At 67.5% G+C, this 19163-nt stretch carries 18 protein-coding genes; 14 read left to right on the top strand and 4 right to left on the bottom strand.

The window, feature by feature from the left end; genetic code table 11:
- Nucleotides 1-2 precede the first annotated feature (2 nt).
- Nucleotides 3-2057, bottom strand: coding sequence for a DNA topoisomerase IV subunit B (gene parE, locus RPB_RS15020; protein ID WP_011441864.1), 2055 nt, complete (start codon nucleotides 2055-2057; stop codon nucleotides 3-5).
- 478 nt (nucleotides 2058-2535) lie between these two features.
- On the opposite strand from parE, the gene RPB_RS15015 reads away from it, so the two are divergent.
- Both RPB_RS15015 and RPB_RS15010 read left to right on the top strand, forming a co-directional pair.
- Entirely contained in the window at nucleotides 2536-3066 is a 531-nt protein-coding gene (locus RPB_RS15015) for a DedA family protein (protein WP_011441863.1), read from the top strand.
- A gap of 155 nt (nucleotides 3067-3221) precedes the next feature.
- The gene (locus tag RPB_RS15010) at nucleotides 3222-4211 is read left to right on the top strand and encodes an MBL fold metallo-hydrolase (protein ID WP_011441862.1); all 990 of its coding nucleotides are present in this window, start codon (nucleotides 3222-3224) and stop codon (nucleotides 4209-4211) included.
- Between the two features lie 328 nt (nucleotides 4212-4539).
- On the opposite strand, the gene RPB_RS15005 is transcribed toward RPB_RS15010, so the two are convergent.
- Nucleotides 4540-5448: an alpha/beta fold hydrolase gene (locus tag RPB_RS15005; protein WP_011441861.1), complete on the bottom strand. Its 909-nt coding sequence runs from the start codon at nucleotides 5446-5448 to the stop codon at nucleotides 4540-4542.
- A gap of 34 nt (nucleotides 5449-5482) precedes the next feature.
- Entirely contained in the window at nucleotides 5483-6028 is a 546-nt protein-coding gene (locus RPB_RS15000; protein ID WP_011441860.1) for a DUF2087 domain-containing protein, read from the bottom strand.
- Between the two features lie 183 nt (nucleotides 6029-6211).
- On the opposite strand from RPB_RS15000, the gene RPB_RS24610 reads away from it, so the two are divergent.
- The 5 genes from RPB_RS24610 to RPB_RS14980 all read left to right on the top strand — a co-directional run bounded on the left by RPB_RS24610 (nucleotide 6212) and on the right by RPB_RS14980 (nucleotide 9242).
- Nucleotides 6212-6376 (top strand): hypothetical protein, encoded by a 165-nt coding sequence (locus tag RPB_RS24610; RefSeq protein ID WP_157038829.1) that lies wholly within the window; start codon nucleotides 6212-6214, stop codon nucleotides 6374-6376.
- A 104-nt stretch (nucleotides 6377-6480) separates the two neighbouring features.
- A complete protein-coding gene (locus RPB_RS14995) occupies nucleotides 6481-7149 on the top strand; it encodes an FMN-binding negative transcriptional regulator (protein ID WP_011441859.1) in 669 nt (222 codons plus the stop codon).
- 11 nt (nucleotides 7150-7160) lie between these two features.
- Complete coding sequence (gene argC, locus RPB_RS14990) at nucleotides 7161-8156, top strand: N-acetyl-gamma-glutamyl-phosphate reductase (protein WP_011441858.1); 996 nt, start codon at nucleotides 7161-7163, stop codon at nucleotides 8154-8156.
- Between the two features lie 8 nt (nucleotides 8157-8164).
- Complete coding sequence (locus RPB_RS14985) at nucleotides 8165-8767, top strand: class I SAM-dependent methyltransferase (RefSeq protein ID WP_011441857.1); 603 nt, start codon at nucleotides 8165-8167, stop codon at nucleotides 8765-8767.
- A gap of 112 nt (nucleotides 8768-8879) precedes the next feature.
- Nucleotides 8880-9242 carry a hypothetical protein gene (locus RPB_RS14980; RefSeq protein ID WP_011441856.1) on the top strand — a complete coding sequence of 121 codons (363 nt, stop codon included), beginning with the start codon at nucleotides 8880-8882 and terminating at the stop codon, nucleotides 9240-9242.
- A gap of 25 nt (nucleotides 9243-9267) precedes the next feature.
- Here RPB_RS14980 and RPB_RS14975 read toward each other — a convergent pair whose 3' ends face one another.
- On the bottom strand, nucleotides 9268-11073 hold the full coding sequence (locus RPB_RS14975; protein ID WP_011441855.1) for a PHA/PHB synthase family protein: 1806 nt from the start codon (nucleotides 11071-11073) through the stop codon (nucleotides 9268-9270).
- 342 nt (nucleotides 11074-11415) lie between these two features.
- Between RPB_RS14975 and RPB_RS14970 the strand changes: the two genes are divergently transcribed.
- The 7 genes from RPB_RS14970 to recJ all read left to right on the top strand — a co-directional run bounded on the left by RPB_RS14970 (nucleotide 11416) and on the right by recJ (nucleotide 19120).
- On the top strand, nucleotides 11416-11727 hold the full coding sequence (locus RPB_RS14970; protein ID WP_011441854.1) for a hypothetical protein: 312 nt from the start codon (nucleotides 11416-11418) through the stop codon (nucleotides 11725-11727).
- A 190-nt stretch (nucleotides 11728-11917) separates the two neighbouring features.
- Complete coding sequence (locus RPB_RS14965; RefSeq protein ID WP_011441853.1) at nucleotides 11918-13138, top strand: LL-diaminopimelate aminotransferase; 1221 nt, start codon at nucleotides 11918-11920, stop codon at nucleotides 13136-13138.
- Between the two features lie 120 nt (nucleotides 13139-13258).
- On the top strand, nucleotides 13259-14581 hold the full coding sequence (locus tag RPB_RS14960) for a homoserine dehydrogenase (protein ID WP_011441852.1): 1323 nt from the start codon (nucleotides 13259-13261) through the stop codon (nucleotides 14579-14581).
- Between the two features lie 163 nt (nucleotides 14582-14744).
- A complete protein-coding gene (gene glpX, locus RPB_RS14955) occupies nucleotides 14745-15749 on the top strand; it encodes a class II fructose-bisphosphatase (RefSeq protein ID WP_011441851.1) in 1005 nt (334 codons plus the stop codon).
- Between the two features lie 12 nt (nucleotides 15750-15761).
- The gene (locus RPB_RS14950; protein WP_011441850.1) at nucleotides 15762-16205 is read left to right on the top strand and encodes a GNAT family N-acetyltransferase; all 444 of its coding nucleotides are present in this window, start codon (nucleotides 15762-15764) and stop codon (nucleotides 16203-16205) included.
- 129 nt (nucleotides 16206-16334) lie between these two features.
- A complete protein-coding gene (locus RPB_RS14945; RefSeq protein ID WP_011441849.1) occupies nucleotides 16335-17060 on the top strand; it encodes a haloacid dehalogenase type II in 726 nt (241 codons plus the stop codon).
- Nucleotides 17061-17278: 218 nt separating this feature from the next.
- The gene (gene recJ, locus RPB_RS14940; RefSeq protein ID WP_011441848.1) at nucleotides 17279-19120 is read left to right on the top strand and encodes a single-stranded-DNA-specific exonuclease RecJ; all 1842 of its coding nucleotides are present in this window, start codon (nucleotides 17279-17281) and stop codon (nucleotides 19118-19120) included.
- Nucleotides 19121-19163 lie beyond the last annotated feature (43 nt).

Here is a 19163-nt window from a genome sequence, read left to right as displayed (position 1 = left end):
GTTCACACGTCCAGCAGATCCTCGCTCGCGAATTCCGCCTTGTCGCTGATGAAGGCGAACCTTGCTTCGGCCTTGGTGCCCATCAGGCGCTCGACGGAATCGGCGGTGCCGTCGCGGTCGATGTCCAGCAGGCTGACGCGCAGCAACGTGCGGCGCGCCGGGTCCATGGTGGTTTCCTTGAGCTGGGCGGGCATCATCTCGCCGAGGCCTTTGAAGCGGCCGACATCGACCTTGGCGTTGGCGTTGAATTCCTTCTTCAGCAGCTCGTCCTTGTGGGCGTCGTCGCGGGCGTAGACGGTCTTGGCGCCATGGGTCAGGCGGTACAGCGGCGGCACCGCGAGATAGAGGTGGCCTTCGTCGATCAGCTTCGGCATCTGCCGATAGAAGAAGGTGATCAGCAGCGAGGCGATATGCGCGCCGTCGACGTCGGCGTCGGTCATGATGATGATGCGCGCGTAGCGCAGATCTTCCTCGCGGTAGTTCACGCCGGTGCCGCAGCCGATCGCCTGCATCAGGTCGGAGAGCTGGGCGTTCGCCACCACCTTGTCCTTGGTCGCCGAGGCGACGTTGAGGATTTTGCCGCGCAAGGGGAGCACAGCTTGCGTCTTGCGGTCGCGCGCCTGCTTGGCGCTGCCGCCGGCCGAATCGCCCTCGACGATGAACAGTTCGGAGCCTTCGGCGGCGGTGTTGGTGCAGTCGGCGAGCTTGCCGGGCAGCCGCAGCTTCTTCACCGCGGTCTTGCGCGAGATTTCCTTTTCCTGGCGGCGGCGCAGCCGCTCCTCGGCGCGCTCGACGACGAAGTCCAGGAGCTTGTTGGCCTGCACCGGGTTGCCGGACAGCCAATGGTCGAACGGGTCCTTGATCGCCTGTTCGACGATCTTCTGCGCTTCGGCGGTGGCGAGGCGGTCCTTGGTCTGGCCCTGGAATTCCGGCTCGCGCACGAACACGCTGAGCATCACCGCGGCGCCGACCATGACGTCTTCGGAGGTGATCGACGAGGCGCGCTTGCCCTGGCCGACGCGCTCGGCGTGATCCTTGAGGCCGCGCAGCAAAGCGGAGCGCATGCCGGATTCATGGGTGCCGCCGTCGGGCGTCGGCACCGTGTTGCAGTAGGACGACAGGAAGCCGTCGGCGTCCGCGGTCCAGGCGACGGCCCATTCGCAGGCGCCGTGGGCGCCGTTGCGGCCGGACTTGCCGGAGAAAATGTCGGGATGCACCAGCGTGTCGGCGTGGATCGCCGCGCCGAGATAGTCCTTCAGGCCGCCGGGGAAGTGGAAGGTGTCCTCGGGCGGAACATCCTCGACACCCTTCAGCAATTCGGGGTCGCACTTCCAGCGGATCTCGACGCCGCCGAACAGATACGCCTTCGACCGCGCCATCTTGAACAGCCGCTGCGGCTTGAACGCCGCTTTGGCGCCGAAGATGTCGGTGTCGGGCTTGAAGCGGACGCGGGTGCCGCGGCGGTTGTTGATCTTGCCCAGGCTCTCCAGCTTGCCCTGCGGGATGCCGCGCGCGAACACCATGCGGTAGAGTTGCTGGCCGCGCGCGACTTCCACTTCAAGCAGCGACGACAACGCATTGACGACGCTGACGCCGACGCCGTGCAGACCGCCCGAGGTCTCGTACACCTTGCTGTCGAATTTGCCGCCGGCATGCAGCGTGCACATGATCACTTCGAGCGCCGACTTTTTCGGAAATTTCGGATGCGGATCAACGGGGATGCCGCGGCCGTTGTCGGAGACGGTGAGGTAGCCGTCGGCGCCGAGCTCGACCTCGATGAAGGTGGCGTGGCCGGCCAGCGCCTCGTCCATCGAGTTGTCGATCACTTCGGCGAACAGGTGATGCAGCGCCTTCTCGTCGGTGCCGCCGATATACATGCCGGGGCGGCGCCGCACCGGCTCCAGCCCTTCGAGCACCTCGATGTCGGCGGCGGTGTAACCGGCCTCGGCGCCGCCGGTCGGCTTGGCGGCCGCGCGCGGCGCACCGGATTTCGCCGCGGCTCCGAACAGGTCGGAGGCCGGTTTCGATTTGCTGCTCGCCTTCAATGCCTTGGCCATGAGTCCTGAAGCTGTGCTGGAGTCGTCTCGAGATCGGATTGCCTGCCGCCGGCGCCGCGCGCCCGCCGAATCGGTGCGGTCAACTATGCCATGGAAGCGCTGCGGATGGTGACGCCGGCAGGCCGGAGCGGGCATCCGGTCGCAGTCGCCGCCCTGCCGCGACCACCCGGCCGGCCCACCGCCGGAACGCGCATATAGGCCGGAGCCGGCGGAATGGGAAGGGCAGAGCCTGTCGCCATCCGCCGCATGATACCGCCGATCGCGGCTCGGTCGCGGTGGTGTGACGTGCAAACCGTCACCTGGGCGTGCAGAACCCCGGTTGCGAGCCCGTCGGCCGCATTCGGGCCATCGCGGTCTGCTTTGCGACCGGCCCCGGGCAATCCGTCACGGGGGGCGGCGCTTGTCGGAAGGGCGGGGGGCCGTGCTATGCGACAGCAAGATGAACCGCCGGCGGGTCGCCCGCAGGTCGGAAGGGACAATGGAAGAAGCATTTCGCGGCCTCATCGATTTCGTGCGCGAGCACCAGGCCTGGGCCGCGCCGGTGGTGCTGGTGCTGGCGTTCGGGGAATCGCTCGCCTTCATCTCGCTGGTGGTGCCGGCCTGGGGCGCGCTGGTGGCGATCGGCGCGCTGGTCGGCGCCAGCGGCATCAGTTTCTGGCCGGTGTGGCTCGGCGCTGCGCTCGGTGCCTCGCTTGGCGATTGGCTGTCGTACTGGTTCGGCTATCGCTACAAGGACAGCGTCGCCCAGATGTGGCCGCTGTCGAAGTTCCCCGGGCTGCTGCTGCGCGGCGAGGACTTCGTGCAGAAATGGGGGGTGCCGAGCATCTTCATCGGCCGCTTCTTCGGGCCGCTGCGCGCCTCGGTGCCGCTCGCGGCGGGCATCTTCGAGATGCCGTATTGGCATTTCCAGATCGCCAATGTGCTGTCGGCGCTGGTGTGGTCGGCGGTGCTGCTGCTGTTCGGCGATGCGCTGTCGATCGGAGCGAACTGGCTGGTGCGGTCGATCTGACGCAGAGCGGCAGCGGAATATGCAACGCCCGGCGGTGTTGTGGATCGGGTCGCGTGCTGCGTCCCGCGCGATCAAACTGTCGTCATGACGCAAACAAGTCATCGGCCGCGGCGTAGAGTGCCGCCGGCCCGAACCAACCCATCCGAGGAACCGCCATGGACATGACCCGACGTCACGCCCTGACTGCCGCCGCCGCACTCGCGGCCGCGCCGTTGCTGCGCAGTGCTCCCGCCGAGGCGGCCGCCCCGCTCGCCGACAAGCAGGCGCCGAGCTTCTACCGTTACAAGGTCGGCGACGCACAGGTGAACGTGATCTCCGACGGCGTGAACAGCTTTCCGCTCGGCGACAGCTTCGTGCTCAACGCCAAGAAGGACGAGGTCAACAAGGCGCTCGAAGCGGCCTTCCTGCCCAAGGACAGGATCTCGATCAACTTCGCCCCGCTGGTGATCAACACCGGCGGCAAGCTGGTCGTGGTCGACACCGGCAACGGCCCCGCCGCGTTTGCGTCGAGCAAGGGCAATGTCGGGCAGTTCGCCGGCAACATGGCGGCCGCCGGCCTCGATCCCAAGGCGGTCGACATCGTGGTGATCTCGCATTTCCACGGCGACCACATCAACGGCCTGCTCGGCGCCGACAACCAGCCGGCGTTTCCCAATGCCGAGGTGCTGGTGCCGGCGGCGGAGTGGAAGTACTTCATGGACGACGGCGAGATGAGCCGCGCCTCCGGCGAGCGGATGCAGGGCGTGTTCAAGAACGCCCGCCGGGTGTTCGAGGCCGGGCTGAACAAGAAGGTCACGCCGTATGAATGGGGCAAGGACGTCGCACCCGGCCTGCTCGCGGTGGAATCGGCCGGCCACACCCCGGGGCACACCTCGTTCGTGCTGTCGTCCGGTTCGGACAAGGTGTTCATTCAGTCCGACATCACCAATTTGCCGGCGCTGTTCGTCGCCAATCCCGGCTGGCACCTGATGTTCGACCAGGACCCGGCGATGGCCGAGACCACCCGCCGCAAGGTCTACGACATGCTGGTCGCCGACAAGATGCGGGTGCAGGGCTTCCACTATCCGTTCCCCGCCAACGGCTACGTCCAGAAGGACGGCAGCGGCTATCGCCTGGTGCCGGCGCCGTGGAGCCCGGTGATCTGAAGACCGTCGTCGGCGCGCGCTGATTTCGTCATTGCGAGCGAAGCGAAGCAATCCAGTGATCGATGCACTAATCTGGATTGCTTCGTCGCTTCGCTCCTCGCAATGACGGGAAGTCACCTCTCCCCGCGCGCGGGGAGAGGTCGTCCGGCGGAGCGCAGCGAAGCCGGGCGGGTGAGGGGGCGTCTCGACGAGGCCGAGCGCATCTGTTCTGCACTTGAGGCGAGAGTCCGCGACTCGTGTCGCCCCTCACCCCAACCCTCTCCCCGCAAGGGCGGGGCGAGGGAGCTCGCTGCCGGCTTGGCTGACGCCGCGATCAGATCGCGAGTGATCACGTGGAGCAGCATTTGCTGACGAAATCACCGACCCGCGCGCGCACCTCGTCGAGGTGGGTGAAGAGGCTGACGTGCTCGCCTCCCTCGATCGCCAGCAGCTCGCCGTGCGGCGCGGCGCGGGCGACGCGCTCGGCGTGGGCGAACGGCACCACCGCGTCGGCTGTGCCGTGGATCGCCAGCAGCGGCGGCGCCAGGGCCGAGACGTCGATCGGCGGCATCGCGGCAAAGGTCGCGGTGTCGGTCAGCGTGCCGGGCAGCCGCTGCGCCATCCGGGTGAACACGCCGGTCTGCAACTCTGCCAGCATCGCGCCGGCGATGGGGTGAGCCAGCGTCCGCGCGCGCAGCTCCGGATCGCGGATCGAGCGGCTTGCCGCCTTGTCCGGATCGCGCGCCGCACCCCAGCGCATCAGCGCGACGAGGCCCGGCACCCGGGCGATCCATTTCATCATCGGCAGGCGCGACCGTACCTGTGGCGGCACCTCGAGCGTGCCGGTGCAGCACGACACCAGCACCACGCCGGCGCAGCGCGACGGATGGCGCAGCCCGAAATGCAGTGCCGACGGCCCGCCGGCCGAGACCGCGATGACGATCGCTCTGTCGATGCCGAGTGTGTCGAGCAGCGCGGCATAGAGATCGGCCTGCTGCTCGGGCGTTGCGCCGCGCGCCTGCGGCGTGCCGAGATAGCCGGGGCGCGACAGCGCCAGCACGCGATGGCGTGGATCGTCGCCGAGCGTCGCGCGCGCCAGCAGCAGGCTCTGGTCATAGCCGCCCATGCCGCCATGCAGCGCCAGCACGGCAGGGCCGTCGCCGGATTCGGCGAGTTCGATGATGCCTCGCGCGGTGGGTACGAGGACGGGCAGGGCGGCGCGCGCAAAGGCGCGGCCCCGGTTCAGGGGATTCAGCATGGTGTGCCTCTTGAAATTGTCAGCCGGCGTGCCGTCAGGCCGCGCGGCGCGGCGCGAGGGCGCGGATCAGGGCCACGGCTTCGGGCGGCGGCTTCTGCTCGATCCGGCGATAGACCCGGCCGTCGCGCGTCCGCGTCATCAGGCCGTGATCGCACAGCTCGCGGCGCAGCAGCGCGTGGTCGCCGAAGCCGTGATGCGCGGCGAGCCATTCGTTGAACGGCTTCTCGCTCATCTCCTGGCCGGCGGGGACGCGCGACCACAGCACCCACAGGCACAACACGCGGTGGCTGGCCTTTTTCGGCCAGCGCGTCAGCCCGCCTGCGCCGTCGAAATAGCGGGCGACGCGGGCGACCTTTTGCAGATCCGCCACCGGCTCGGGTTCGGGCTGCCGCTGCAACTCGTCCGCGGCGTCGAACTGGGCGCGGAAATGCTGGAAGTTGCGGAAACCGGCGGCGCGGGTCAGGAGGTTCAGCAGCTGGACGTGGCCGAGCTTGCGGTCCTGCGCTTCGAGTTCGCGGCCGAGCGCGCGTGCCAGCGTCGAGACATCGGGCGCCGCATAGGGGAAAATAGTTCTGGTCATGACCTCATCCTCGATCGTGCCGAACGAAAATGTCGATGGTCGCTGACTTTCGACGCGGCACGGGACAAGTGTCTGCCGGATCAGGGAACGTGGCAGGTTTAGCTTCCCTTGCGGGACAGCGACGCCTTGGTGAACTGCCGACCAGTGCGCGGGAAATACAGCGCACCCGGTCGATTTGCAAGTATGCCGGGCGTTGCCGCCGATTTGTCAGAGCAGTGTTGCGGAGCCGCATCGCGGCTTGACGGTATCAATTTCTGCAACTATCAACGCGGCATGATCAACGCCGTGACCATCGCCAAAGCCAACCGCCGCCGCATTTGCGCGGTGGGAGCGGCTGTTCGCGATTGACAGCGTTGCCCCTGCCGCCGGTTTCGGTCCGCGGCAGGTCGATCTTCTTCCCCCCTTCCACACGCGAACTGATCCCGGCGGCTCCGTCTTAACAGGAGCCTGCCATGTACGTGCCGCCACCCTTCAAGTCCGACCGGTCGCAATGCCTTGCCTTTGCGGCGGCGCGTGGCTTTGGTCTCGTCTGCGCCCATGACGGCCGCAAGCCGGTGGCGTCGCCGCTGCCGTTCGCGGTCGGCTATTCCAGCAACGGCACGCCGCTGCTGTCGTTTCACGTCGCGCGCGGCAATCCGCTGGCGGCGCTCGCCGACAGCCGCACGTCGTGGCTGATGGCGGTGAGCGGGCCGGGGGCTTATGTCTCGGCGGACTGGTATGCCTCGCCCGATCAGGTGCCGACCTGGCTGTATCAGAGCGTGCATCTGACGGGGGCCGCCGCGGTGATGTCGGAGGCCGAGCTCGACTCCCATCTTGACGAGGTCAGCGCGGTCTTCGAAAGCTCGCTGGCGCCGAAGCGGCCGTGGACGGCGGCGAAGATGACGGCCGGGCGGCGCAGCGCGATGAAGAAGGCGATCGTCGGCGTCATGATGCGGGTGGATCTGGTCGAGGGCAGCTTCAAGCTGAACCAGCACAAATCCGACGCCGATCATGTCGCGGTGGCCATCGCGCTGGCGCGGCAGGGCGACCCGGCGGCGCAAGAGATCGCCGCGCAGATGATCGCGCTGCGGCCGCAGTTGGACTACATAGAGCCCGCGACGGCGTTCGCGCCGGCATTGTGAAGGAAACCGAGATGACCCTGACGGACACTCCAACGAACGATGCCGCCTCCGGCCGGAGCGGCAAGCCGGTCGTGTTCATCGACGGCGCCGCCGGCACCACCGGGCTCGGCATCCGCGAGCGGCTGGCCCGCCACGGTCAGGTCATCGTCAAGGATATCGCCGACGACAAGCGCAAGGACACGGCCGCCAAGCGCGCGCTGATGGCCGAGGTCGATCTCGTGATCCTGTGCCTGCCGGACGATGCGGCGAAAGAGACCGTGGCGACGATCGACGGCATGGGCGGCGACGCGCCGAAAGTGCTCGACGCCTCGACCGCGTTTCGCGTCGCGCCGGACTGGGCCTATGGCTTCGCCGAGCTGGCGCCGGACCAGCCCGAGAAGATCCGCGCCGCGCGAAAAGTCTCCAATCCGGGCTGCTACCCGACCGGCGGGGTCGCGCTGCTGCGGCCGCTGGTCGACGCCGGCCTGATCCCGCCGGACCACCCGGTGTCGATCAACGCGGTCAGCGGTTATTCCGGCGGCGGCAAGGCGATGATCGCGGCCTACGAGGCCGGCACCGCGCCGGCGTTCGAGCTCTACGGGCTCGGCTTCGCGCACAAGCATCTGGCCGAGACGCAGCTTTATGCGAAGCTGACGCGGCGGCCGATCTTCATCCCGTCGGTCGGCAATTTCCGGCAGGGCATGCTGGTGTCGGTGCCGCTGCATCTTGACACATTGCCGGGCAAGCCCGCGGTGGCGGACCTGCAGGCTGCTCTGGAGGCGCGCTATGCCGGCTGCGCCTATGTGTCGGTGCTGCCGCAGGACAGCGCGGCGATCAGCGACGGCCGGATCGAGCCGGAGGCGCTGAACGAGACCAACCGGCTGGAACTCTGCGTGTTCGGCAGCGATGCGCATCGTCAGGCGGTGCTGGTGGCGCGGCTCGACAATCTCGGCAAGGGCGCCTCGGGCGCCGCGGTGCAGAACATGCGGCTGATGCTGGGGTTGCCGGAAACGCCGGGTCTGGATTAGGCGCCGCCATGACCGACGCATTCGATCCGGAGACGCTCGCGTTCTATCAGGGCAACGCCGCGGACTACGCGGCGTGGAGCAAGCACCGCCATCTGCGGCTGAACCAGTTTCTGGCGTTGTTGCCGGCGGGCGCAGCGATCCTCGAACTCGGCTGCGGCGCCGGCGCCGACAGCGCGCATATGCTGGCGCAGGGCTTCGACGTCCGCCCGACCGACGGTTCGCCGCAGATGGCCGCGCAGGCCGCGCTCAAACTCGGCCGCCCGGTCGAGACGCTGCTGTTTCACCAGCTCGATGCCGAGGCGCTGTATGAGGGCGTCTGGGCCAATGCCTGTCTGCTGCACGTGCCGCGCGACCAGCTCGGCGACGTGCTGGCGCGAGTCCGGCGCGCGCTGAAGCCCGGCGGGTTGTTCTATGCGAGCTACAAGGCCGGCGACGGCGAGGGTCGCGACAAGCTCGCGCGCTACTACAACTACCCGTCGGAAGACTGGCTGCGCGAACGCTATGCCGAAGCCGGCACGTGGTCGTCGCTGGCGATCGAGGCCAATCGGGATGTGGGCTACGACAATGAGGCGGTGACCATCCTGCACGTCACCGCGCAAAAGGCGAACTGACGACTCCAGCATCCCGCGGCGCGTCGAGATCTGCGTCTCAGGTCGGACTTACCAGACGCGCCGGGCCGTGATTAGATCGCGACCTTTACCCGGCGCGACATGCGGAGGCGGTATGACGGCAACTCCTGTCCTGGTGATCCTGAGCGCTGCGACGGCGCTCGGGCTGTATCTGCTGCTGTTGTTCATGCGCGGCGAGCGCAGGCAGGGGCTGGTGGCGCTGCATCTGCTGCTCGGCTTCGGCGGGCTCGAGACGCTGGTGATGCTGCTGCACGGCACGCCGGACGGCGCGGCGCCGATGGGGGGCATTTCGTTCGGCAAGATCGCCGCCGGCCTGTTCGCGGTGTCGGCGTTCTCCGGCTTCATCGCCGCGCTGGCCCGCCGCTCGCCGGTGGCCGCCAATGTGCTGCTCGGCACCCACGTCACCGTGGGCCTCGCCGGCTTCGCGCTGGTGCTGGCCTGGGTGTCGGGGACCTGAGCCGCCGTCTATTCGCGACCGCCGCTCAGGATCGCACCCGGACGTAGCTGCCGGGGGCGTCCTCGATCGGCTGATAGGTCTCGTTGCCGATGCCGCGGGCAGGGACCTGTTCGGGATCGAAACTGCCGACCCATTCGCGCCAGTCCGGCCACCACGAACCCTTGTGCTCCTGCGCGCCCTTCAGCCATTCGGCGACCGAGCCGGCGCGGATGGTCTCGCTGGTCCAGTACTGATATTTGTTCGCCGCCGGCGGATTGATCACGCCGGCGATGTGGCCGGAGCCGGACAGCACGTATTTCACCGGGCCGCCGAAGAATTGCGAACCGTACAGCACGGATTCCGCCGGCGCGATGTGGTCCTCGCGGGTGGCGAGGTTGTAGATCGGCACCTTGACCTTCGACAGATCGAGCGGGGTGTCGTCGAGCACCATGGTGCCGGCCGACAGCTTGTTGTCGAGATAACAGTTGCGCAGATAGTAAGAGTGGTTCGCCGCCGGCATCCGGGTGGCGTCGGAATTCCAGTGCAGCAGGTCGAACGCGGCGGGCGGCTGGCCCTTCAGATAGTTGCTGACCACATAGGACCAGATCAGGTCGTTCGACCGCAGCATGTTGAACGCCATCGCCATCCTGGCGCCTTCGAGCACGCCGGTCGTCTGCATGTCGCGCTCCAGCGCCGAGATCTGGCCCTCGTCGACGAACACGCTGAGGTCGCCGGCATGGGTGAAATCGACCTGGGTGGTCAGGAAGGTCGCCGAGGTGACGCGCTGGCGGCGGCGCTCGGCCAGCCAGGCCAGCGTCGAGGCGAGCAGGGTGCCGCCGACGCAATAGCCGATGGTGTGCACCTTCAGCTCGCCGGTGACCTTCTCGATCACGTCCATCGCGGTCAGCGGCCCGAGCTTCATGTAGTCGGCGAAGCTCTTGTCGGCGAGGCGCTTGTCGGGATTGACCCAGGAGATCACGAACACGGTGAGACCCTGGTCGACGCAGTATTTGATGAACGACTTCTCGGGCTTGAGATCGAGAATGTAGAACTTGTTGATCCATGGCGGCACGATCAGCAGAGGCGTGCGCAGCACCGTCTCGGTCGCGGGCGTGTACTGGATCAGTTGCATGATCTCGTTCTGGAAGATCACCTTGCCGGGCGTCGTCGCCATGTTGACGCCGACTTCCAGATTGGACGGGTCGGACTGGCGAATCTTGAGATGGCCTTTGCCGGCGGCGATGTCCTCGGCGAGCATCTTCATGCCGCGCACCAGATTGTCGCCGCTGTTCTCGAGCGTCAGCCGGGTCAATTCCGGATTGGTCGGCACGAAGTTCGACGGCGCCATCGCGTTGGTGATCTGCTGGATGTAGAATGCGGCCTTTCGCTTGGTGTGCGGGTCGAGGCCGTCGGCCTTCTCGACCAGCTCGTTGGCCCATTGCGAGGTCAACAGATAGGCCTGCATGATGAATTCGTAGAACTGGTTCTTTCGCCAGTCCGGATCGGCGAAACGCTTGTCGCGCGCCGGCGGCTCGATGGTCGGGGCGACGGCCGTCTCGCCGGCGAGCTTCTTGGAGGCGTTGCCCCACAGCTCGAGATAGGATTTGCCGAGCTTCGTCTGCAGCTCCGCGGCGCGGGTCTGGTCGGACATCCAGTAGGTGGCGACGCTGGTGAGCGTCTTGACGATCTCCGTCAGTTCGGTCGGCGGCTTGACACCGTCGATCGGCTCGCTCGGCTTCAGCATCGTCGCCAGCGCCTGGCTGCCGCACTCCATCGCCTGCGCCAGATTACGCGCGAAAGCCTCGGGATCGAACTTCTTCGCCGTGCTGGTTTCTGGTAGCATGTCGCTCATGACCGGACGCTTCAACCCTGTTCGAAGACCTTAGACGATTTTGTCGTTGTCTCGCCGATGATGGCATAGTTCGGTAAACGGTGCTGAACTCGATGTGCTGCAGTGCGACAATTTGCGCTTGATTTAGCCACATTGGCATCCCACTGACTCGGGGCCGGATCGCCTAAGGTGCAACACCGTTCGCGGTTCATGTGCTGGCCGGCTCTGGGTCGCAGCGGGTTCGGCAGGATAAGATTTGACGGCCGCCTTGGTTCGGGCGGATCACGAAGAGGGCTCCGGTGCGCGTCTGGCCGCCGCGAGCAAGGGAACAGCGTTTTGCGCGTGATGCGAGAGGCGGGGCCGATGCCCGGAGCGAACGGCGGAGATCGGGGTCATCGGCGCGCCGGTCTGGCCGCGGCGGTGCTGCTGGCCGGGCTCTGCCTCGGCGGTTGCTCGATCTCGCTGTCCGACATGCCGCTGATGGGCGCCAGCGACAAGGTCGAGAAGCCGAAGGAGGCGGAAGCCTTCCCGGCGGTCAACGATTTGCCGGCCAACCGCGACGAGGCCGTGCTGGCTCCCGCCGAGCGCAACAAGATCGAGCAGGAACTGATTGCCGCCCGCGAGCGCCAGGCGAACGCCAATGCCAGCGCCGCCAAGCCGGCCGCCGCCAAATAGCCGTCAGCGTCGCCGGTGCACGAACGGCGACGGTGGCGGGTCACCGTTCGCAGGTCGGCGCAGCACAAACACCGTCCTCGACCCGATCCGCCGCAAAATCGTGCCAATGGGAGCGTTTCTGCGCCTGAATCGGATTCCCCTCCGATCAAGAACGCGGTAACGATCCAGCCGCACCCCGGAGTCGAGAACCATGGAAGAATTTTACCGCATCCGCCGCCTGCCGCCTTACGTGTTCGAACAGGTCAACCGGGCCAAGGCGGCCGCGCGGAATGCCGGGGCCGACATCATCGACATGGGGATGGGCAACCCGGACCTGCCGGCGCCGCCGCACGTGCTGGAGAAGCTCAAGGAGACGCTCGGCAAGCCGCGCACCGACCGCTATTCCGCCTCGCGCGGCATCACCGGGCTGCGCAAGGCCCAGGCGGCCTATTACGACCGCCGGTTCGGGGTGAAGCTGAATCCCGACACCCAGGTGGTCGCCACGCTCGGCTCCAAGGAAGGCTTCGCCAACGTCGCCCAGGCGATCACCGCGCCAGGCGACGTCGTGCTGTGCCCGAATCCGAGCTACCCGATCCACGCCTTCGGCTTCCTGATGGCCGGCGGCGTGATCCGCTCGGTGCCGTCCGAGCCGACCCCGGAATTCTTCGCCGCGGCCGAGCGCGCCATCATCCATTCGATCCCGAAGCCGATCGCGCTGATCGCCTGCTATCCGTCGAATCCGACCGCCTATGTGGCCAGCCTCGATTTCTACAAGGATCTGGTGGCGTTCGCGAAGAAGCACGAGATCATGATCCTGTCGGATCTGGCCTATGCCGAAGTCTATTTCGACGATGCCAACCCGCCGCCGTCGGTGCTGCAGGTGCCGGGCGCGATGGACGTCACCGTCGAGTTCACCTCGATGTCGAAGACGTTCTCGATGGCCGGCTGGCGGATGGGCTTTGCGGTCGGCAACGAGCGCATCATCGCCGCCCTGGCGCGGGTGAAGTCGTATCTCGATTACGGTGCGTTCACGCCGGTGCAGGTCGCCGCCACCGCGGCGCTGAACGGCCCGGACGATTGTATCCGCGAGATGCGCGAGACCTACAAGAAGCGCCGCGACGCGCTGGTCGAGAGCTTCGGCCGGGCCGGCTGGGAGATCCCGCCGCCGTCGGCCTCGATGTTCGCCTGGGCGCCGCTGCCGCCGGCATTTCGCGAGATCGGCAGCATGCAGTTCGCCACCCTGATGGTGGAGAAATCCGGCGTCGTGGTGTCGCCCGGCGTCGCCTTCGGCGAGCACGGCGAAGGCTATGTTCGCATCGCCATGGTGGAAAACGAGCAGCGCATCCGCCAGGCGGCGCGCGGCGTCCGGCGCTTCCTTGAAAGCGGCGTCGAAACGTTGCACAACGTGGTGCCTCTCGCCACCCGGCGATAGGCACGGTCGCCGAGGGCCTGCGCGGCCTTCGGCGCAGGTGCTTTGGTTTCTGGCCAGTCCGTTCGGGGCCGTCTCCGGTCCTTTCCGTCTCAACTCTTCCGGCAGCAGGTTCAGCGCGTCATGGTCGCGCCACTCAGAGTGGGTATTGCGGGTCTCGGCACCGTCGGCGCCGAAGTGGTCCGCGTCATCGAACAGCAGCAGCGCACGCTCGCGGCGCGCTGCGGCCGTCCCGTGCGTGTCGTCGCCGTCACCGCGCGGTCGAAGGCCAAGAAGCGCGGCGTCGACCTCTCCGGCATTAGATGGGCCAAGAGCCCGCTGGCGATCGCCACCGATCCCGAAGTCGACTGCTTCGTCGAACTGATCGGCGGCGTCGACGAGCCGGCCGGGCCGGCGATCGAGGCGGCGCTCGCCGCCGGCAAATCGGTGGTCACCGCCAACAAGGCGCTGATCGCCAAGCACGGCCTGAAACTCGCGGCGCTCGCCGAGAAGCACGGCGTCGCGCTGAACTACGAGGCCGCCGTCGGCGCCGCTATTCCCGTCATCAAGACGCTGCGCGAGGGCCTCGCCGGCACCGACATTCATCGCATCTACGGCATCCTCAACGGCACCTGCAACTACATCCTGACCCGGATGGAGCAGGAAGGGCTGTCGTTCGACGCGTGCCTGAAGGACGCGCAGCGGCTCGGCTACGCCGAGGCCAATCCGGCGTTCGACATCGACGGCCACGACACCGCGCAGAAGCTGTCCATTCTCGCCAGTCTGGCCTTCGGCACCAAGGTCGCGCAGAGCGCGGTCCATGTCGAAGGCATCACCTCGATTACGCCGGAGGATCTGCGCGCCGCCGCCGATCTCGGCTACCGCGTCAAGCTGCTCGGCGTCGCGGTGCGCACGCCGCAGGGCATCGAGCAGCGCGTGCATCCGACCATGGTGCCGAAGACCTCGTCGATCGCGCAAGTGATGGGCGTCACCAATGCGGTGACGATCGACGGCGACGGCATTCCGCCGATCACGCTGGTCGGCGCCGGCGCCGGCGCGGCCGCGACGGCCTCGGCCGTGGTCGCCGATATCGCCGACGTCGCGCGCGGCATTCGCGCCGAGCCGTTCGGCCGGCCGGTGGGCAAGCTCAAGGTGATCACCAAGGCGCCGATGCAGCGCCACGAGGGCGGCTATTATCTGCGGCTGATGGCGCGCGACCACGCCGGCACCGCGGCGACGATCGCGACCCGTCTGGCCGAACAGGAGATCTCGATCGAATCGATCGTGCAGCGCCAGCCCGAGCGGGCGATGGATGCCAACGGCAAGCCGTTGAAATCCGCGCCGGTGCCGGTGATCCTGATCACTTATGCGACCAGCGAAGACGCGGTGCGCCGCGCGCTGCAGGCGGTGCAGCGCGACAAGGTGATCAGCGGCCGGCCGCAGGTCATCCGGATCGAGAAGAACTAGAGCATGATCCCGAAAAGTGGATACCGGTTTTCGGATAAGATCATGCTCGAACAAGTAACCAGATCAGGATGACGGTTCGAAGATAAGTCATCCTGCTTTGGACCACGTCAGAGACAAGTACGCCCGCGCCGCTGGGGTGCAGGCAGAGTTCGAGGAGACGCCGATGTCGACCACCATTTCCGTTCCGCCGCAATTGCTGCTGGAGCGCATCCTGACGCTCGAGATCGTGCGCGTGACGGAGCGTGCGGCGGTGTCGGCGGCGCGGCTTCGCGGCCACGGCAACGAAAAGGGCGCCGACCAGGCCGCGGTCGACGCGATGCGCCGCGAACTCAACAAGATGCCGATCGAAGGCACCGTGGTGATCGGCGAGGGCGAGCGCGACGAGGCGCCGATGCTGTTCATCGGCGAGAAGGTCGGCGCCGGCATCGACGCCGGGCCGAAGGTCGACATCGCGGTCGATCCGCTCGAAGGCACCACGCTGTGCGCCAAGAACATGCCGGGCTCGATCGCCACCATGGCGATGGCCGAAGGCGGCACGCTGCTGCACGCGCCCGACGTCTACATGCAGAAGATCGCGATCGGCCCGGGCTACGACAAGGGCCTGATCGATATCGACGCGCCGCCGGAAGAGAACATCCGCCGCCTGGCGCAGGCCAAGGACGTGTCGGTGCACGACATCACCGTGCTGGTGCTCGACCGCCCGCGCCATGCCGAGCTGATCGCCAAGATCCGCGCCACCGGCGCCGGCGTCCAGCTGATCACCGACGGCGACGTCGCCGGCGTGATCCATTGCGCCGACCCGGACAACACCGGCGTCGACATCTACATGGGCACCGGCGGCGCGCCGGAGGGCGTGCTGGCTGCGGCGGCGCTGCGCTGCATCGGCGGCCAGATGCAGTGCCGGTTGCTGCTCGACACCTATTCGAAGCGCAATCGCGCCGAGTCGATGGGCATCGAGGACCCGAACTTCGTCTACCAGATCGAGGACATGGTGAAGGGTGACTGCCTGTTCGCCGCCACCGGCGTCACCGACGGCTCGCTCTTGTCCGGCGTCAAGTTCCGCAAGCACGTGATCCAGACCGAGACCGTGGTGATGCGCTCGGTGACCGGCACGGTGCGCTACATCAAGGCGGATCACCGCCAGTTCGAGAAATTCCACCTCGATTAAGGAGAGCCGGCCATGGCCGTCGAGATTCGTCCTGTCGGCCCCGACGAGCGCGCCGCCTGGGAGCCGCTGTGGGCCGGCTACCTCGAATTCTACAAGGCGACGCTCGCGCCGGGGACCAGTGACGTCACCTGGGCGCGGTTCCACGACGCCGCCGAGCCGATGTATCTGCTCGGCGCCTATGTCGACGGACGGCTCACCGGCATCGTGCAGTTCCTGTATCACCGCTCGTGCTGGACGGCCGGCGATTACTGCTACTTGCAGGACCTGTTCGTCGCCGACAGCGCGCGCGGGCTCGGCCTCGGCCGCAAGCTGATCGAGGCGGTGTACGCCCGCGCCAAGGCCGACGGCTGCAGCCGGGTGCATTGGCTGACGCAAACCGGCAACGCCACCGCGCGGCTGCTCTACGACCGCATCGCCGACGATTCCGGCTTCATGCAATATCGGAAGATTCTCTAGCCCGTCATTCCGGGCGCGCGCAGCGAAGCCGCGGGCGAACCCGGAATCTCGGACTTGCGCGGCGAGATTCCGGGTTCGCGCGTTCCGCGCGCCCCGGAATGACAACAAGAACAACAAGGGAGACGACCCATGCCCGCTGCCGAACCGATCGACGTCAAGGCCCTGGTGTTCGACATCTTCGGCACTGTGGTCGACTGGCGCTCCAGCCTGATCGCCGACTTCACGGCGTGGTCGGCGACGCGCGGCATCAGCGGCGACTGGGCCGGGCTGGTCGATGCGTGGCGGCAGGCCTATGTGCCGTCGATGGACGCGGTCCGCAAGAATCCGTCTGCCGGCTTCATCATGCTCGACGATCTGCATCGCCGCTCGCTGGAGAAGCTGGTGGTCGAGTTCGGCATCGCGGGGCTGACCGAGGACGATCTGCACTACATGACGACCGGCTGGCACCGGCTGAAGCCGTGGCCGGATGTCGTCGCGGGGCTCGCCCGGCTGAAATCGACCTACATCATCAGCCCGCTGTCGAACGGCAATGTCGGGCTGCTGACGCGGATGGCCAAGACAGTCGGGCTGCCGTGGGACCTGATCCTCGGCGGCGATCTGTTCGAGCACTACAAGCCCGACCCCGAGACTTATCTCGGCGCCGCGCGGCTGCTGAATCTTCCGCCCGGGCAGGTGATGATGGTCGCCGCCCACAACAACGACCTCGACGCGGCGCAGAAGCTCGGCCTGAAGACTGCCTTCGTCGCCCGGCCGACCGAATACGGCCCGCTGCAGAAGCAGGATTACGAGGCGACCGGCGCCTGGGACATCGTCGCCGCGGATTTCGGCGGCATCGCCGATCGGCTGGGGTGCTGATCTTCGGGTCTACCACAAGGCTTCCGTCATCCTGAGGTGCGCGCTCTTTCTTGCGCGCCTCGAAGGATGCGCGACGAGGGTCGTGCTCGCTGCCGCATCCTTCGAGGCGCGCCGTGCGGGCGAGCGCCTCAGGATGACGACGCGGTGCAGGTTGCGAGGCCCGCCGGCAAGAGGCATCGGTTTGCCTCGCCCTCGCTTCGTGCTTATCTCCACGCGCCATGACCTTGCCCGCATCCGCATTGCCGCCTGATCCCGTGTCGGCGTTTCTCGGCGTGACCCGTTCCGCCACCGGCAAGCTGTGGCGCGACCGGCTGGATGCGCGCGGCACCGCCAAGGCGCAGGCGATCGCGCAGCGCTATCAATTGCCGGAGATGCTGGCGCGGGTGATCGCCGGGCGCGGCATCGAGATCGACGCGGTCGCCGATTTCCTCGACCCGACCATCCGCAAGCTGATGCCCGATCCATCGACGGTGACGCAGATGGAGGCCGGCGCCAGCCGCATCGCCGACGCCGCGACGAAACGCGAGAAGGTGGCGATCTTCGGCGATTACGACGTCGACGGCGCGACCTCGGCCGCATTGCTGGCCTGGCATCTGCGGCATTGCGGGCTCGATCCGCTGATCCACATTCCCGACCGCATCTTCGAGGGCTACGGCCCGAATGTCGACGCCATCCGGATGCTGGCGGACAAGGGCGCGACGCTGCTGATCACGGTGGATTGCGGCACCACCAGCCTCGAGCCGCTGGCCGAGGCGCGCCGGCTCGGCATGAGCGTGGTGGTGATCGATCATCACCAGACCGCCGACGAACTGCCCGAGGTCGACGCGCTGATCAATCCGAACCGGCCCGATGATCTGTCCGGCCTCGGCCATCTCGCCGCCGTCGGGCTGGTGATGATGACGCTGGTCGCGGTCAATCGCGAGCTGCGCCATCGCGGCTTCTGGACGCTGGAGCGGCCGGAGCCGAATCTGCTCGACATGCTGCATCACGTCGCGCTCGGCACTGTCGCCGACGTGGCGCCCCTGATCGGGCTCAACCGCGCCTTCGTCGCCAAGGGGCTGATCGCGCTGCGCCGCCGCGATCATGTCGGCCACACCGCGCTGATGGACGTGGCGCGGCTCAACGGGCCACCCGAAGTCTGGCATCTCGGCTTCATGCTCGGGCCGCGGATCAATGCCGGCGGCCGGATCGGCCGCGCCGATCTCGGGGTGCGGCTGCTGCTCGAAGGTGATGTTTCGGAAGCCGCGCGGATCGCCGCCGAACTCGATCGCCTCAACACCGAGCGCCGCGTCATCGAGCAACACGCCGAAGCGCAGGCGGAGGCCGAGGCGATCGCCGCGCTCGGCCTCGAGGACAAGGGCGCGGTGATCGTCACCGCGTCCGAGGGCTGGCATCCCGGCGTGGTCGGCCTCGTCGCGTCGCGGCTGAAGGAAAAATTCGGCCGGCCGGCGTTCGCCATCGCGCTGGAGCCCGGCGGCATCGGCACCGGCTCGGGCCGCTCGATCGGCGGCGTCGATCTCGGCCGCGCGGTGCGCAACGCCGTGACCGAGGGCATCCTGATGAAAGGCGGCGGCCACGCGATGGCCGCCGGCGTGACGCTGCGCAAGGAACGCCTCGCCGAATTCCGCGGCTGGCTCGAAACCGCGCTCGCCGCCGACGTCGCCAAGTCGCGCCACGTCAACGAATTGTCGATCGACGGCGCGGTGTCGGCACGCGGTATCACGCCGGAATTCGCCGCCACGCTCAATCGCGCCGGGCCGTTCGGCGCCGGCAATCCCGAGCCGGTCATCGCGCTGCCGGCGCATCAACTGGTCTATGCCGACGAAGTCGGGCAGGCGCATCTGCGGCTGCGCTTCAAATCCGGCGACGGCGCCATCGTCAACGGCATTGCATTCCGCAGCGTCGGGCAGAAGCTCGGGCAGGCGCTCGCCGAGAACCGCGGCCATCCGCTGCATGTCGCCGGCTCGCTCGCGATCGACCGCTGGCAGGGCGCCGAACGCGTGCAGTTTCGCGTGATCGACGTCGCGGTGCCGGATCCCGGGCCGGCGATGATCAGATAGTCGACCGACGCGGTGATCACGCGGTACCTCGTACTAATACGGG

This window comes from Rhodopseudomonas palustris HaA2, assembly GCF_000013365.1.
GTDB classification, from domain to species: domain Bacteria; phylum Pseudomonadota; class Alphaproteobacteria; order Rhizobiales; family Xanthobacteraceae; genus Rhodopseudomonas; species Rhodopseudomonas palustris_J.
Note: the sequence above shows the minus strand (reverse complement) of the source record. Positions and strands in the feature narration are given on the sequence as shown.

What these genes read in the sequence shown, in the direction of transcription:
- parE (WP_011441864.1), bottom strand. Translation starts at nt 2,057, where the DNA reads ATGGCCAAGGCATTGAAGGCGAGCAGCAAATCGAAACCGGCCTCCGAC.
- RPB_RS15015 (WP_011441863.1), top strand. Translation starts at nt 2,536, where the DNA reads ATGGAAGAAGCATTTCGCGGCCTCATCGATTTCGTGCGCGAGCACCAG.
- RPB_RS15010 (WP_011441862.1), top strand. Translation starts at nt 3,222, where the DNA reads ATGGACATGACCCGACGTCACGCCCTGACTGCCGCCGCCGCACTCGCG.
- RPB_RS15005 (WP_011441861.1), bottom strand. Translation starts at nt 5,448, where the DNA reads ATGCTGAATCCCCTGAACCGGGGCCGCGCCTTTGCGCGCGCCGCCCTG.
- RPB_RS15000 (WP_011441860.1), bottom strand. Translation starts at nt 6,028, where the DNA reads ATGACCAGAACTATTTTCCCCTATGCGGCGCCCGATGTCTCGACGCTG.
- RPB_RS24610 (WP_157038829.1), top strand. Translation starts at nt 6,212, where the DNA reads ATGCCGGGCGTTGCCGCCGATTTGTCAGAGCAGTGTTGCGGAGCCGCA.
- RPB_RS14995 (WP_011441859.1), top strand. Translation starts at nt 6,481, where the DNA reads ATGTACGTGCCGCCACCCTTCAAGTCCGACCGGTCGCAATGCCTTGCC.
- argC (WP_011441858.1), top strand. Translation starts at nt 7,161, where the DNA reads ATGACCCTGACGGACACTCCAACGAACGATGCCGCCTCCGGCCGGAGC.
- RPB_RS14985 (WP_011441857.1), top strand. Translation starts at nt 8,165, where the DNA reads ATGACCGACGCATTCGATCCGGAGACGCTCGCGTTCTATCAGGGCAAC.
- RPB_RS14980 (WP_011441856.1), top strand. Translation starts at nt 8,880, where the DNA reads ATGACGGCAACTCCTGTCCTGGTGATCCTGAGCGCTGCGACGGCGCTC.
- RPB_RS14975 (WP_011441855.1), bottom strand. Translation starts at nt 11,073, where the DNA reads ATGAGCGACATGCTACCAGAAACCAGCACGGCGAAGAAGTTCGATCCC.
- RPB_RS14970 (WP_011441854.1), top strand. Translation starts at nt 11,416, where the DNA reads ATGCCCGGAGCGAACGGCGGAGATCGGGGTCATCGGCGCGCCGGTCTG.
- RPB_RS14965 (WP_011441853.1), top strand. Translation starts at nt 11,918, where the DNA reads ATGGAAGAATTTTACCGCATCCGCCGCCTGCCGCCTTACGTGTTCGAA.
- RPB_RS14960 (WP_011441852.1), top strand. Translation starts at nt 13,259, where the DNA reads ATGGTCGCGCCACTCAGAGTGGGTATTGCGGGTCTCGGCACCGTCGGC.
- glpX (WP_011441851.1), top strand. Translation starts at nt 14,745, where the DNA reads ATGTCGACCACCATTTCCGTTCCGCCGCAATTGCTGCTGGAGCGCATC.
- RPB_RS14950 (WP_011441850.1), top strand. Translation starts at nt 15,762, where the DNA reads ATGGCCGTCGAGATTCGTCCTGTCGGCCCCGACGAGCGCGCCGCCTGG.
- RPB_RS14945 (WP_011441849.1), top strand. Translation starts at nt 16,335, where the DNA reads ATGCCCGCTGCCGAACCGATCGACGTCAAGGCCCTGGTGTTCGACATC.
- recJ (WP_011441848.1), top strand. Translation starts at nt 17,279, where the DNA reads ATGACCTTGCCCGCATCCGCATTGCCGCCTGATCCCGTGTCGGCGTTT.